This is a genomic window from Phytohabitans sp. LJ34 (genome assembly GCF_052068095.1).
Lineage (GTDB): Bacteria > Actinomycetota > Actinomycetes > Mycobacteriales > Micromonosporaceae > Phytohabitans.
Genome location: NZ_JBQHDG010000018.1, coordinates 179,603 through 194,050 on the forward strand (window position 1 = coordinate 179,603; position 14,448 = coordinate 194,050).

10 protein-coding genes are annotated in these 14,448 nt (G+C 72.1%); 3 read left to right on the forward strand and 7 right to left on the reverse strand.

Annotation, left to right across the window (positions count from 1 at the left end; all coding sequences use genetic code 11):
* Window positions 1–20: 20 nt before the first annotated feature.
* On the forward strand, window positions 21–2,006 hold the full coding sequence (locus ACTMTJ_RS29920) for a CATRA conflict system CASPASE/TPR repeat-associated protein (protein ID WP_441221884.1): 1,986 nt from the start codon (window positions 21–23) through the stop codon (window positions 2,004–2,006).
* Here ACTMTJ_RS29920 and ACTMTJ_RS29925 read toward each other — a convergent pair.
* The 7 genes from ACTMTJ_RS29925 to ACTMTJ_RS29955 form a co-directional block, all read right to left on the reverse strand.
* The gene (locus tag ACTMTJ_RS29925) at window positions 1,996–3,207 is read right to left on the reverse strand and encodes an aspartate kinase (protein ID WP_441221750.1); all 1,212 of its coding nucleotides are present in this window, start codon (window positions 3,205–3,207) and stop codon (window positions 1,996–1,998) included. The two genes, ACTMTJ_RS29920 and ACTMTJ_RS29925, sit on opposite strands and share 11 nt — an antisense overlap.
* A 276-nt stretch (window positions 3,208–3,483) precedes the next feature.
* Entirely contained in the window at window positions 3,484–4,128 is a 645-nt protein-coding gene (locus ACTMTJ_RS29930; RefSeq protein WP_441221752.1) for an isochorismatase family protein, read from the reverse strand.
* Window positions 4,049–5,290 (reverse strand): FAD-dependent monooxygenase, encoded by a 1,242-nt coding sequence (locus ACTMTJ_RS29935; RefSeq protein WP_441221754.1) that lies wholly within the window; start codon window positions 5,288–5,290, stop codon window positions 4,049–4,051. Before ACTMTJ_RS29935 ends, ACTMTJ_RS29930 begins: the two co-directional genes overlap by 80 nt.
* Before the next feature lie 77 nt (window positions 5,291–5,367).
* Window positions 5,368–6,660 (reverse strand): phenylacetate--CoA ligase family protein, encoded by a 1,293-nt coding sequence (locus ACTMTJ_RS29940; RefSeq protein WP_441221756.1) that lies wholly within the window; start codon window positions 6,658–6,660, stop codon window positions 5,368–5,370.
* Complete coding sequence (locus ACTMTJ_RS29945; protein WP_441221758.1) at window positions 6,657–7,403, reverse strand: amidohydrolase family protein; 747 nt, start codon at window positions 7,401–7,403, stop codon at window positions 6,657–6,659. The genes ACTMTJ_RS29940 and ACTMTJ_RS29945 overlap by 4 nt, the downstream gene beginning before the upstream one ends.
* Window positions 7,403–8,524, reverse strand: coding sequence for a 3-dehydroquinate synthase II family protein (locus ACTMTJ_RS29950; RefSeq protein ID WP_441221760.1), 1,122 nt, complete (start codon window positions 8,522–8,524; stop codon window positions 7,403–7,405). Before ACTMTJ_RS29950 ends, ACTMTJ_RS29945 begins: the two co-directional genes overlap by 1 nt.
* Entirely contained in the window at window positions 8,521–9,324 is an 804-nt protein-coding gene (locus ACTMTJ_RS29955; RefSeq protein WP_441221762.1) for a 2-amino-3,7-dideoxy-D-threo-hept-6-ulosonate synthase, read from the reverse strand. The genes ACTMTJ_RS29950 and ACTMTJ_RS29955 overlap by 4 nt, the downstream gene beginning before the upstream one ends.
* Window positions 9,325–10,011: 687 nt before the next feature.
* On the opposite strand from ACTMTJ_RS29955, the gene ACTMTJ_RS29960 reads away from it, so the two are divergent.
* On the forward strand, window positions 10,012–12,765 hold the full coding sequence (locus ACTMTJ_RS29960; protein ID WP_441221764.1) for an ATP-binding protein: 2,754 nt from the start codon (window positions 10,012–10,014) through the stop codon (window positions 12,763–12,765).
* Between the two features lie 92 nt (window positions 12,766–12,857).
* Window positions 12,858–14,432, forward strand: a complete 1,575-nt coding sequence (locus tag ACTMTJ_RS29965; protein ID WP_441221766.1) for an FAD-dependent monooxygenase — start codon at window positions 12,858–12,860, stop codon at window positions 14,430–14,432.
* Window positions 14,433–14,448: the final 16 nt, after the last annotated feature.

A 14,448-nucleotide genomic window follows, 5' to 3' on the forward strand; every position in this document is an offset into this window, starting at 1 on the left:
TGGTGTTCCGTGATCGCTTGGTGCACGACTTGGGCGTCGACCTGGACGACCCGGACGAGCAGTTGGCGCGGGACGGACCGGTGCGGCCGGTGTCCGGTGTGTACGTCACCCGGCAAGGATTGGCCGTGCACTACTTCGCACCGGTTGCCGGCCCGGGAGCCGCGAGGGCGTTCGCGCGGCTCGGCGAGATCTGGCGCCGCTGCCGGATACTGCTCGGTGCCACCGTGCCCACCCTTGACATGCCGGTCGACCTGCCCTCAGGCCCGCCGGCCATGGGAACAGTCGCCGCGGCGCGGGACCCCGCCGCGACTGTACGGATGCTCCTGCGCCGCGACCGCGACGTGCTCACCCTCTCCATCCTGATGTGCGCGTCCGCATCGAAGCGGGGTGTCGGGTGGGCCGGCCTCGACCGCGACTGGGACAGCGTGGTGGCGGAGGTCGGCGACCCGATGCTCGGCGTCGCGCGTCTCTACCTCGGCCTGGCGCCCCCGGCGGCGTCTCCGTTTCGCGCGCTCGACCAAATCGCCTCGTCCGCCGGCCTCCTTCTGGCCGAGGACGACGGCTGGCTGAACTCCGGGGTCATGACCGCAGGGCGTGCGATGTGGGAGCTGACGCCGCGGCTTCAGGTAGCCACCGAGCGCCGCTTCGTCGTGCTCGCCGAAGCCCACAACCGCGCGGGCCTCACCGCCTGGGTCTGGTCCGGTAGCGACCGCGACGCGGCACCGTTCACCCAGTATCTCCTCGACGCGGCGCGGGTCCGATACCACGGCCGTGTGCGGCAGCGGGCCGAAGCCGGGTTGGAGGCCGCGTACGAAGGCGCGGCCGACGTCGAGAAGCTGACCGTCTCGATCGCCTCCCTTCGCGACATGGCGACCTCGGTAGGACTGGCTCGGGACAACATGGTGGCCCGCGTCTCCGCGGCCGACGCGTGCGGCTTCGTCACCGACGACCGGCGTGTGGCCGACCGGCTGGTGCAGCAGCTTGAGGCCGACCAGTCGTACCTGGAGAGCACCCGCGAGCGGGTCGCTGTGCATAACGTACGCAGTGCCCTCGCCGCCACTCCGGCGCCCACGATCGGCCTGGTGACGGCGCTGCCCGTAGAGTTCGCCGCGGTGCGCCAGACGATCACCGATCCGGAGGTGCGGGTGATCGACGGCGACTACGCCACGTACGTGCTGGGCACCATGCCGAGCGCCGATCCGGACAACCCGCATCAGGTCGCGCTCACACTGCTCGGCGGCACGGCCAACCCGGCCGCCGCCGCGGGCGTCACCGGCATGTTCGGCGGCTTCGCGTCGATCAATCAGGTGGTACTGGTGGGCGTCGCCGCCGGCATTCCGGCGCCCAAGCGGCCCGAGCGTCACGTACGCCTCGGCGACATCGTGGTGGCCACGTGGGGGATCGTCGCGTACGACCACATCGGCGACGAAGTAGGTGGCGTCCGCCCACGCCAGGCGTTTCCCCCGCCGTCGGCCCTGCTCACCCCGAAGGCGCTGCTGCTCGCCGGGGAGGAGCGGGCGGGCCTGCGCCCATGGGAGGCCGAGCTTGACCGGATCATCGCGGCACTGCCGGATTGCGCCCGCCCGCCAAGCTCGACCGACCGGCTGCACGCCAGTGACGACCCGCACGCGGAGCGAATCCGGCATCCACGGGCAGAACGTAGCGGTCATCGTCCGAACCGACCGAAGGTCCACTATGCCGCGATCGGCAGCGCCGACCGCTCCGTGCGGAGCGCCGCCTCCCGCGACGCCATCGCCGGCCGCTGGGAGATCAGCGCGATCGAGATGGAGGGGCACGGCGTCGGCACAGCAGCCTTCGCGGCCGGCCGGCAGTATCTCGTCGTGCGGGGCATCAGCGACTACGCGGACAGCCACCTCGACCACGTCTGGCGGCCGTACGCCTCGGCCGCGGCAGCCGCGTACACGGCGGCCCTTCTGCGCCGCTGCCCACCACTGGTCGCGTATGGCGGCCACGTGCTGGGAAACGGCGGCCGCCTCACCGCCTGACGGGAACAGCCCGGTCAAGCCCGAACGCACGATGCAGGACGGTCGCCGCGCGTACGGTTTCGGCCGCCGGCACCACCGCGGACACGCGCATCTGGCTGCCCCCGATCCAGGTGGGCGCGATGCCGGCGGAGGACAGCGTGGTTAGGACGCGGCCGGTGAGGTGCGGCCGGCTCAGGAGGCCGGTGCCGACCACCGACACCTTGCCGGCCGCCGCATCGGTCAACACATGGCCGCCGTACGCGGCAGCCAGGCCGGCCAGCGGCTCACTCAACCGGGCGGCACCCGCGGCGGTGACGGTGAAGCCGCACCGCGGCCCGGCCGCCGCGTACGACAGCAGGTCCGGCGGCGCGGCCTGGTCCGCGAGGAGGTCGAGCAGGTCGCCCGGCGGGACGCCGCCGTCGACCGTCAGGTGTACGACGTCGGTGTCGTGTGCCACCGCGACGACGTAGGAGCGGCTCTCCAGCCCACTCGAACGGCACTCGATTACGGTGGCAGGCTCGTCTGACGCCGCGTCGCGCACTTCGATGTCCACATCGGACATCCTGGCGAGCTCAACGGAGCGGGCGTGCAGGACCCGCGCGCCGGCGAAGGCCAGCTCGGCCATCACGTCGGACGGGAGCCGGTGCAGCAGCCGCGCACTCGGTACCATCCGGGGATCTGCCGTGAAGACACCCGCGACGTCCGTGTAGATCCGGCAGACACGCGCGCCGAGCTCGGCCGCGAGCGCGACCGCCGAGGTGTCGGAGCCCCCGCGCCCCAGCGTCACCACGTCGCCGGCGTCGTTGACGCCCTGGAAGCCGGCAACGACTACGACATTGCCATCGGCCAGCAGGCCGCGAACCCGCCCGGTGCACACGCGCTCGACCAATCCGCCGCCGTGCGGGCCGCTTACCCGGAAGCCCGCCTGGCCGCCAGTGAGCGACACCGCGGGTACGCCCCGGTCCCGCAGCGCGATCGCCAGCAGCGCGGCAGAGACACACTCACCCGTGGCGAGCAGCTGGTCGGTCTCGCGCGGGTGGGGCACGCCGCTGACCTGAGCTGCCAGCCGCAGCAGGTCGTCGGTGGTGTCCCCGGTCGCCGAAACCACGACGGCGACCGGCCACCCAGCGGACCGGATATGCGCGATCCGCTCGGCCACCATGGCGATCCGCGCCGCTGTCGCCACCGAGCTGCCGCCGTACTTCTGCACTACCGTCGTCATGTACACCACGCTATGCGGAGCGGCCCTGTGGCAACCACCGCCAATGCGAGTAGTAGCCACAGTCCTTTGTAGACAACAGTGTGGAGCACCGAAAGTCGAAAAAACGCGCTCGTCGAGCCGAGCGCGTAGCTGCGGATCGCGCTGGGCGGTGCCGACGTCCTCGCTGCCAGCCGTGGCGTGTACGACCTGCTCGTCCAGGTGGGCTCGGAGGAGCGGGTGCGCGCGGTATGGCAGGACTTCGCAGCGCTGACCGTCACCGCATGGCGCGCTTGTCGGCTAGCCACAGGCGCGGAGTGCGGTGACGAGATCCTCCGTGGTCGCGGTCACCGCGCAGCGCCGGGCGGCGTAGTCGAGCGCCATGAGGTGGTCTTCGGCGGTGAAGTCCGCGACCGCGTCCGCCACCAGAAACGGCTGGATGTCGTGCGAGTACGCGTCACAGGCGGTCAGCAAGCAACCGATGTGCGCGAAGACGCCGCAGACGATCAGCTGGTCGCGCCCCACCGCCGCCAGGTGTGCCGCGAGCCCGGTGCGGTGAAACGCGCTGTAGCGGCACTTCGTCACCACCAGGTCGCCTGGGCCAGGCGAGATCTCCTCGACGACGCCCCTCGCCTCGGCCGCGTCGGACATCCCTTCGCCCCATACGTCGTAGAGCAGACCGCGGTCGGCGCGGGACACCTGTCCAGGCTGGACGGTGAACACGACGGGGATCCCTAGTGCGGCGGCCGTGCTTCGCAACTCGCCGATGTTGGCGAGCAGGTGCTTGGCCGGCGATCGATCCGGTGGAAAGAACGAGAAGAAGTACCGCTGCATGTCGTGGATGAGCAGCACCGCACGGCGCGGGTCAGCCCGCCACTCCGCTGGGCCTGGGCGCAGCTGCGCCACCGTCGGCATCGGGTACGGCGCGATGGTCGGGATCGACATCGGAGGGCTCCGTTCGTGATCGAGGCGGGTGGTCCCACCCGTACAGCCAGTCCTGATCGGACAGTTGGGCGCCGGCGAGCTCGCGGTCGCGCTGCCGCTGACGTGGCCCGTCGGGAAGGTGCATGCGCACGGCCCTTTCCCGCACCGCCGCCACGACGCGGTCGACGCGCGGGCGGCGGAGCGCCTCGTACCGCGCCAGCCCGCCCGGGTCGCGTACGCACGCGGCGAGGGTGGCCGCGTCTTCGATGGCCTGGGTCGCGCCCTGCGCGAGGAAGGGCAGCATCGGGTGGGCCGCGTCGCCGACCACCACGATGCGACCCCGGTGCCAGCCGCGCAGCGGCGTCCGGTCGAAGAGTCCATGGTGGACAAGGTGGTCCGCGGCGGCCAACATGCGCCGCACGTTCGTGTGCCAGCCCTGGTACGCGTCGGCCAGCCGGCCCGCGTCGCCGCGGGTGAACCCCTCCGGTGAATGATCGGACTCCACGGTGGCGACGAGGTTGACCGCGCCGGAGCGGCCGACGGGATAGCAGACGCAGTGCTGTCGCGGGCCCAACCAGACGGTGATCCGGTGCGGTCCGGAGAGCCACGGCAGCCGGGCCACGGGTATCAGCGCGCGATAGACCGTGTGGCCGGTGAAGCGCGGGGCGTCCCCGGCGAGTGCGCGCCGCACCACGGAGTGGATCCCGTCGGCGCCGACGGCGATGTCCGCGTCGTGCGCCTGTCCGCCGGCGAACCGCAGCCGGACGCCGTACGGCGACTCGTCGAGGCCGACGCACTGCTGTCCGAACTGGACGGTGCCGGCGCCGCACCGGGCCTCGACCGCGTGCAGGAGCATGCGGCTCAGGTCGGTGCGGCGCAGCGCGTAGTACGGGACGCCGTACCGCTCCTCCGCCGCGGGGCCGAGCTCGGTGCGGCCGATCAGCCGGCCGTCCTGCCACCGCCGCAGCTCCACGGCGGCGGGCCGGGTCGCGACGGCGCGCAGGGCCGGCCCGAGGCCCAGCCGGTGCAGCACCCGCGCGCCGTTCGGCGCGATCTGGATGCCGCCGCCCACGTCCGGCGGCCCGCCGGAGCGCTCGAAGACCGTGCAGCGCACGCCCTCCAGGGCCAGTGACGCGGCGGTGACGAGGCCGCCAACACCCGCGCCGACAACGGCGACCCGCATCGGACCCTCCACTTGGTGAGCGAGCTTGCCACCAGACTCAGTGATCGACCTACAGCGCTGCCCGCACGATCAGGCGGCTAGTAATACCGCAGCGCCTTGGCCCAGTCCTCGTCCTCGCGGAAGAGACCGCGGGGCTTCATGACGTCGGCGGTAGCGGTCAGCAGCGGAGCCGGCACGAGCCCGCCCGGCGGCACCGGCACCACCTCGGCGTCGATGCCGTAGGTGCGGCCGATCGCCGCCACGAGCGCGGCGACGGCGGGCGCGCGGTGCCGGTCGGCCACCTCGATCTCGACCCGCAGACGGGTGCTACCGGCACGGGCCCGCCAGAAGAGCACGCCGTACTCCGCCGGCAGGCCGAACACGAGCTCCTCCAGGCCGATCTGGGTGAGTGGCACCCCGGCGGTCCGGCAGTCGAAGGCGGTGCGCCCCAGCACCCGGACGGTCGGCAGCCACCAGCCGCAGGCACAGGTGCCGTACGCCACCTCGACCTCGTCCTCGATGTTGTACCGGAGCAGTGGCATTGCCTCGCGGAAGAGCGGCGTGACGACGAGCTGGCCCCGGCCGTCGGGCGCGGTACGTCCCGTCGCCTGGTCGTACACCTCGAAGATGGCGCGGTCGGCCCAGAGGTGCAGGCTGCCATGCGGGCACACCCCGGCCAGGCTGCCGGTCTCCGTCGCGCCGTAGTCCTCCACCACCGGTGCGCCCCACAGCGCGGCGATCCGGTCGCGGCGCGCCGCACTGAGCGGCTCGCCGGCGACGATGAGCGCGCGCAGCGCGGGGAAGTCGCGGTCGGTGCGGTGGCCGGCGAGGGCGGCCGCCGCCGCCCACAGCAACGCGTCGGTCGGCAGCGACCAGGTCAGTGTCACGTCCAGGTCGCGCAGCACCCGGACCACACGGGAGTACGGCATCGCGAGCGACCGGTTGTCCGCCGGCACGACCGTCGCGCCGCACATCCGGGCGGCGGCGTGCGCGAGGTGAGCGGTGAGCATGAGGGAGTACGGCGTCCGGACGAGGAACATGTCGCTCGGGTGGATACCGACCGGCTTGCGGACGAACCGCTCGGTCAGGTCCAGCCAGTCGCCTTCCGTGTAGTACGCCGACGTCGGTGCGCCGCTGCTGCCGCTCGACTCGTGGTAGGTGGCGAGCTCGGCCCGGTCGACGGCGAGCAGACCGAACGGGTACGCCTCGCGCAGGTCCCGCTTCGTGGTCAGCGCGACGTCCCCGAGCTCGGCGCGGTTGGTCGGCACATCCCCGCGCGCCCGGTAGAACGGGGAGCGCGCCGCCGCCCGCAACGTCTCCACGAGGTGCGTGTCCTGGATCCGGCGCAGTTCGTCATACCCGTGCCAGTCGCCGATCCGTGGCAGGTTCACGACTCCTCCTCTCCGAGCAGGCGGCACGCGTTCGCCGCCATGACGAGGTGGCGGTCCGCCCGGCTCATCGGGACGGCCGCGAGCTTCACGATCTCCACCCGCGGGTGCTGGAGCGGGTACGCGGTGCCGAACACCACCCGCTCCGCGCCGAGCCGCCGCAGCGCCAGTGCGGCCGCGGCCGTGTAACAGCCGGACGTCTCGGCGACGATGTTCGGGCAGGGCGCGATCGTGGCCAGGCCACTCGCGTCCAGCCCGGTGTGTCCACAGTGTCCGTACACGAAGGTCACCTCCGGGAAGCGGCGGGCGAGGGTCACCAGGTCGCCGGTGCGCGTGCCCGGCTGGGCCAGGCACACCAGGTAAACCGGATGCCGTGCGGCCGCCGCGGTCTCGACGAGCGCGGCCACCGCCGGGTCGTCGAGACGAAAGCCGTGCACCGCGGGCGAGATCTCCAGCCCGCGGTAGCGCGGCGCGGCGGCCCGGTACACGGCGACGTCGCGGCACGGGTCGGCGAAGAAGAACGGCAGGAGCCGGCCGCTTGTGTCACGAGCGAGCGCGAGGGTGCGCCCGTTGTCCACCGCCACGTCGCTGCGGCCGCCGTCGACGATCTGCGTGGAGAGGCGGTCGAGGTCCAGCAGGCCGCCGGCGGATACGGCGGCCCGCTCGATGCCGGCACCGTCCATCGCCGCGAGCAGCGCGCCCGCGGCGTCCGGGCCAGGACCCAACCTCGCGTGGAAGTCGAACATCACTGCTCGTAACAGAACTCGTCGATGGGGTACCCGACGTGCCGCTCGCGTTGCGGCAGGTGGCCCAGGATCCGGTCGCCGGGCTGGAGCTCGGTGGAGTTGAGCACCGCGCCGCCCGGGCCGAGGATCCGCACGTGCCAGTCGTCCTGCACGATCACGTTGACCCGCTGCCCGTCGTCGGACACGGCGTCGATGGAGAGCAGCGGGCGGGTCTCGATCTTGACGCGCCCGACGATCGCGTGCCGGGTGCGCCCGTCCGCGCCGACCGCCAGCACCGTCTCGCCCGCGGCGAGCTCGCTCAGGTACCGTGTGCGCTCCGAGTCGGCGAGGGTGTACGACATGATCGCGCCGGCGTTGACCCGGAACGGCCGCGTCCGCATGTACGGCAGCGGGTGGGTCTCGCTCACGCAGAGCACCATCCCCTTGGCCCGCGAGCCGACCAGGATGCCCTCGTCCTTCTCCAGGTAGGTGCAGGTGTCGACGCAGGCCCGTTCGCCCATGCCGGCGTGGGTGACGCCGGTGACCGTGAGCGTGACGAGTTGGATCGCGCCCGGCTTGCTCGTCACGACGTCCCGGAGGCGGGCCGCCTCGCCCGGTGCGCTGGGCGCGAGCATCAGCCCGCCCGGCCCGTGCTGGAGGACGCCGAGGTGCACGGACGCGTCGGCCAGCCGCTCCATCACGGTGATGATCAGGCCGGACGCGTCCGCCGCGGCGGCGAGGACGATCTCCAGCGGGATGTACGTCGGGTCGCGGAAGCTGATCACCGTGCACGCGTCCCGCCGGACGCTCGCGCACGCCCGGTCCAGGCTCTCCTGATCGGTGACCTCGATGAAAACGCCGAACCGCCGGTCCGGATACCGCTGGGCCAGCTGGTCGGGCGTGCCGTGCACGGCCGGGTCGACCACGACAAGGTCGGCCGCGCCGAAGTCGTCGGGTAGTTCGGGGCCGGCGGGCAGCAGCACGCGCGTAACCGTCGGCGGCAGCGGTGCGAGGTCGGCGGGGTCGGCCGCGACGATCGCGTCGAAGCCGTGGTGCAGCGCCTCCTGGCAGAGCGCCGGCGCCGACTCGCCGGCGGATCGGATGTCGAGCCAGCACTGTTTCATCGACGGTTCCCTTCTCATCGGGTCCCTCCCAGGACCGTGGACGCCGTCCGGTCGTGGACGAGCGCGGCGACGCGGCGAGCCATCGCCGCTGGATCTGTCGCGGTGAATACGAGGCGTCCGGCGGCGATGCCGCCCGCGCCGGCGCGCATGGCCTCGGCCAGGTGGCGCAGCGCGCCGTCGGCGCCGGACGACGCCGAGCCGCCGGCCGCCAGGACCGGCACCGGGCAGCTCGCGGTGACCTCCGTGATTCCGCTGGCCGCCTTCGGCAGCGCGGACTTGACCAGGTCGGCGCCGAGATCGGCGGCGATGACGGCCGCGTGCGCGACGAGGTCGGCCAGGCGTCCGTCGGCGACTTTCGGCCCGCGCGGATAGAGCATCGCCACGAGGGGTACGCCCCAGCGGTCGCACGCCTCGGCGACGGCGGCCAGGTCGCCGATCTGCCGGCCCTCCGTTTCCGAGCCGACGTTGACGTGCACGCTCACCGCGTGTGCGCCGAGCCGCAGCGCCTCCGCCACCGAGGACACGAGGTATTTCGCGTCCGGGTCGGGAGCGTGCCGCGTACTCGCGCTCAGATGGACGACGAGGGACAGCGACCTAAACCAGCGCACGTCGATGTGCCGGAGCGCGCCCTTGTGCAGGACGACAGCGTCCACGCCGTTTTCGGCGAGCTGGCCGACAAGCCTGTTGAGCTGGCCGTTCCGGGTGATCGGACCGCTGGTCACCGAATGGTCGAGCGGCACGACGAAGAGGCTCGACGGATCGTGCCGGTAAAGATGCTGTAGCCGGATCCGGCCGCCGATCGTATTGTTGACAGTCATTCCCGCTCCTCGTGGAGCACGATTATTCGCATGTCGAAAACGGTAGGGGTGCGGCCGATTCGCGCCCATTGCACGAATGAGTAGGGGCGAGCGGCACCGCTTGTTCGAGTAGTAACTGGCGAGGCGGACCCTGGCGCCCCGTCGGGTACCGGCACCGCGGCGCGCCGGCGTCCCGCGATCGGGAACTGTCGGATTTCCGGCGGGAGCGGGATTTCCCCGTCCGGACTCCTCGTCAGCGGGCCGGTGGATGACGATGGTCGACGCCGGGGACGGCTCCACCGCGACGCTCGTCATTTCGCCGCATCGACCGGCTTGGACGTGCCACTACAGCGGTTTGACCGGGATCTGCCCGACGGGCCGGACCTCCCGCTCACCGGCCCGCGGCCCGGCGACCTCCTGCGACCGGCGCCGTCCACGCGTTGATCAAGCCGCGCACCCGGTTTCATATCAAGTCCGTTTTGACAGAGAACGGACCTGCGATTCTCCGCCGGATGATGCTCGAATTGGTGGCCGAACTCGGCAGGGCGACGGCGGCGAACTTGTCAAGTGGCGGGGCCGCCGTGCCGTACGGCAAATGACCGGGCTACGAGCGGCACCAGCAAGGTCATCCGAAAAGGTTGCTTAACTGGATCACCGCTGTCCACAAGAATCTGCGCTTAACGTTGGGCGTTACAAGATCCCCGGGGGGTGGATCCGCTGACGACTTTCGGTCGTGACCGAGAATTGGCGATCTTGCATGAGGCGTTCGCCGACACGGCGCGGGGGGTTGGCGGGTGCCTGGTGTTGACCGGCGCGGCCGGTATCGGCAAGTCGAACCTGCTGCACACGGCGGTCGGCGTGGCGCGGAAGGCGGGTCTCGCGGTGGCTTCGCGGGCGGCGTTCGAGCTGGACCGGGCGGCGCCGTTCATCACGCTGGCGGCGGCGCTGCAACGGATCCAGCCGGCGACGCAGGCCTTCGGGTGGGTCGCCGAGGCGGGTGAAAACCAGGTGCGGACGCTGGACCGGCTGACCGGTGACCTGGAAGACTTCGTGGCACAGCAGCCGCTGGTGATCGCGATCGACGATGCACAGTGGACTGACGAGTTCAGCGCCCTGGCGTTGCGGGAGCTGGTGACCGCGCTGGCGTCGTCGCCGGTGCGGTGGCTGTTCGCCCGCCGGCCGATGCAGGAAGGCACCCCGGGCCAGCACCTCGTCGAGCGGTTGATCCGGGAGGGCACGCCGGAAATCGTGCTGGGCCGGCTCGACGAGGACGCGGTGGCAAAGCTCTGCTCCCGCGTGGTCAAGGCCAAAGTGGACGACACCGTGCTGGCGCTGGCCGCCGGCTTCGACGGCAACCCGCTGGCGCTGGAGCAGCTGATGCAAGCGCTGCTGACGACGGGTCAGCTGCTGGTGCGCGACGGGGTGGCGACCGTCGTGGGTGACCAGCTGCCGTCGAGCTTCATCACGACCGTCCAGCAGACGATGAGCGGCCTGTCCCCACAGACCCGCCAGATGATCGGCGCCGCGTCGGTGTTGCGTGACAGGTTCACGGTCGACCACCTCGCGCGACTGCTCGAAAGCCCGCCGGCCGCGCTGCTGCCCTCGATCGAGGAAGCGACCACGGCCAAGGTGCTCGTCGACGAGGGTGACGGCCTGGCGTTCGCGCACGAGCTGGTGCGGCAGGCGGTCTACGGCAGGCTCGGCAGCGCCGTCCGCACGCTGCACCACCGGGAGGCGGCGGTCATCGGCCGGGAGGAGGAGCGCTCACCGGTCGAGGTGGCCGAGCACCTGCTCAACAGCGGCCGGTCCACCCGCGAGGCGGTCGGGCTGTTGCACGAGGCGGCGCTCGAGGTCGCCGCGGTGGCGCCGAGCACGGCCGCGGACCTGATGGTGCACGCCCTGGAGGTGCTCGGCACCGACGACCCGGGCCGCGCCGAGCTTGTCGCCGACACGGTGCGGCTGCTCGCGTCGGCCGGCCGGTTGGAGCAGGCGCAGCAGCTGGGCGAGGCGGCCCTGCACGCGGGTCTGGAGGCTCGCATCGAGGCCGCGTTGCTGCTCGGGCTCGCCGAGGCGTTCAAGCACGCGGGCCGAAACCGCAACGCGGTGGAGTACGCCGACCGGGGCCTGCGCTATCCCGAGGTGCCGGAGGCGGTCCGGGCCCGGCTGTGGGCGGTCCGCGCGCACGCGCTGTTCTACACCGGTGACCTGAGCGAGGCGGACCGCTCCGGCTCCAGCGCGTACGAGTCCGGGATGGTGGCCGAGGAGCCCGGCGCGGCGGTCTTCGGGCTCGCCGCCCGCAGCCTGGCCGCGCAGGCCGAAGGCCGATTGGACGACTCCTACGCCTACGCGAGCGAGGCCACCGAAATAGCCGACGGCGCGCGGGGCGAGGCCGCGCACTGGCACCCGCGGATCTGGCTCGGCGCCGCCCTGGCCGCCCTCGGCCGCGTCGACGAGGCCGCGACGACCCTGCGGCGCGGCCGGCAGGAATCCGAACGCCTCGGCACCGCCTGGTCCACGCCGCTGTGGCACTACTTCCAGGCCCTGCTGCTGACCGCCGAAGGCCGCCTGGACGAAGCCATCGCCGAGTCCGACGCCGGTGTCGAGGTCGCCGAAAACCTCACCGCCTACGCCCTGGCGGTGCCGCTGCTGGCCGGTCTGGCCCGGCTTGCCGTCCTGCGCGACGAGACCGACCAGGCCCGCGGGTACATCGACCGGATGCGCCGCTGGATGGCAGACGGCATCACCACCGCACCCGAAGACGCCACCTGGGCCGAGGGCGTACTGCAAGAGGCGACCGCCGGCCCGGCCGCCGCACTGCAAACCCTCGCCACCATCTACGACGCGATGCCGCACCGGTCGCTGCTGATCGTCCAGGACCCCGGCGCCGCCGCCACGCTGGTGCGCATCGCGGTCGAGGCCGGCGAGCCAGAGCGGGCCGAGATCGTGGTCACCGCCGCGCACAAACTCGCCGAACGCAACCCCACCGTGCCCGCCCTCACCGCCGCCGCCGCACACGCCGACGGCGTCCTGCGCCGCGACCAGGACCGGCTCCGCGCCGCCGTCGACGGCTACCGGAGCACCCGCCACCGGCTCGCGCTCGCCGCCGCGCTGGAAGACGCGGCCGACCTCAGCGGCGACAACGACGACGCGGCCCGGCCGCTGATCGAGGAGGCACTGTCCATCGCCACCGACTGCGGTGCCGAACGCGCCCGGCACCGGCTCGAACAGCGCCTCGGCCCGCCACCCGTCGACGAGCCGCCGGCCCCTTCCCCACTCGCCTCGCTAACACCGGCCGAGCTGCGGGTCGCAATTTTGGTCGCAAGGGGACGAAGCAACCGCGATATCGCCGCCGAACTCTTCCTCTCTCGGCATACTGTCGACAGCCACCTGCGCAAGATATTCACGAAACTCGGCGTCAACAGACGCGCCGCACTCGCATGGTTCTTCCGCGAAGGACCGTAATAGCGCAAGCACGTGATGCCGTAATCGGCCGCCATCCCGAAACATTGCCATGGAACGTCGTAACGGGGACTGCGACAGGGGGGTGGGGTCTCTTGGCTACGCCAGCACTGCGTACCGAGGTGCTCGTGGTGGGAGCCGGGGCGGTGGGTGCAATTCTCGCTTTGGAATTGGCACATCACAATGTCACGTCCATAGTGGTCGAGCGGGCGGTGACCGGGCCGCGGCATCCGGGCCTCGACTTTCTGGCCGGGCGCAGCATGGAGCTGCTGCGGCGGCTGGGGTTGACCGAGCTGATCCGCGAGCACGGCGTGACCACCGACCATCCGACCGGGTTGCAGTGGAGCCAGGGCCTCGACGAGCCCCCGATTCTCGTCGCACCGGGCGACTCGGCGCGCACGGCGCTCGACGACGGGGGCGCACCGGTAGAAGGCCACCAGCGGGTGTCCGGCGCCAAGCTGGCCAAGCAGCTGCGCGATGCCGTGCGCCGCCACCCCCGGATCGACCTGCGCGAGGGCTGGACCTTCACCGGGCTGCGGATCGAGCCCGACGGCGCGGTGGTCGAGCTGATCGAGGCGGGCACGGGCGACCGCCACTTCGTCGAGGCGCGACACGTCGCCGGCTGCGACGGCGCGCACAGCACGGTGCGGCGGTGCCTGGAGGTGCCGATGGAGCAGCTGGCCGCGCCGGCACGGCACTGCTCGGTGTACTTCCGGAGCGAAGACCTCACCCGCCGCTTCGCGCGCCGCGGGCTCTCCACCGTCATCGTCGGCGGCGTCGCGCTCGTATCCCGCGGCGACAACGACACCTGGGTCGGCCATCTCGGCCTCGCGCCCGACGAGCCGATCACCACCGATCCGGTCGCCGTGCTCCGCGCGATGCTCGGCGTGCGGCTCGACCCGGCCGAGGTGCTCGGCGTCACCCAGTGGGACGACTCGCTCGCGGTCGCGGCCACCTACCAGCGCGGTCCCGCCTACCTGGTCGGGGAGGCGGCCCACCGCTTCCACCCCGTCTCCGACAGCGCGGACATCAGCGTCGGCGACGCGATCGACCTCGGCTGGAAGCTCGCCGCGGTGATCAACGGCTGGGGCGGCCCCGGCCTGCTCGCCAGCTACGAGCTGGAGCGGCGCCCGCGCGCGCTGATCGACCGCGAGATTCTGGCCCGGGCCCTGGAGACCCGGCGAAGATTCAGCCGCCTGGCGAAGGCCGGCGCGACCCGAGAGCTGCTCGCCGAGGTGCTCCAGCAGGAGCCACACCAGATCGGCACCGCCGGCATCCAGGTGGGCGACCGGCTCGCGTCCTCGGTCATCTGGACCGACGACCGTCCACAGTGCTCTCCGTCAGACAGCGTCAAGTGCACTGTGGCACCCGGCGGTCGGGCCCCGGCGGTACGGATGGCCGACGGATCGCAGCTCTTCGACCGGCTGGGTCCGGAGCTGACCCTGGTCGACCTGAGCGACGACGCCGCGGGCCGGCCGCTCGTCGACGCCGCACTCGAACGCAAGATCCCGATGGACCACCTCGCCACCGCGGATCCCGCCGTGCGCGCCCGCTGGGGGTTCCCACTGGTGCTCGTGCGGCCGGATCAACACGTCGCGTGGCGTGCCGGTGCCGCGCCCGCCGACTGGCACAACGTGCTTGACCTGGTGACCGGGCGCAAGACCACGTGAACACGTCATGTGTCAC

Bases quoted from the DNA above. Each gene is read 5' to 3' on its own strand.
- ACTMTJ_RS29925 (WP_441221750.1), bottom strand. From the start codon at position 3,207: ATGACGACGGTAGTGCAGAAGTACGGCGGCAGCTCGGTGGCGACAGCG.
- ACTMTJ_RS29930 (WP_441221752.1), bottom strand. From the start codon at position 4,128: ATGTCGATCCCGACCATCGCGCCGTACCCGATGCCGACGGTGGCGCAG.
- ACTMTJ_RS29935 (WP_441221754.1), bottom strand. From the start codon at position 5,290: ATGCGGGTCGCCGTTGTCGGCGCGGGTGTTGGCGGCCTCGTCACCGCC.
- ACTMTJ_RS29945 (WP_441221758.1), bottom strand. From the start codon at position 7,403: ATGTTCGACTTCCACGCGAGGTTGGGTCCTGGCCCGGACGCCGCGGGC.
- ACTMTJ_RS29950 (WP_441221760.1), bottom strand. From the start codon at position 8,524: ATGAGAAGGGAACCGTCGATGAAACAGTGCTGGCTCGACATCCGATCC.
- ACTMTJ_RS29955 (WP_441221762.1), bottom strand. From the start codon at position 9,324: ATGACTGTCAACAATACGATCGGCGGCCGGATCCGGCTACAGCATCTT.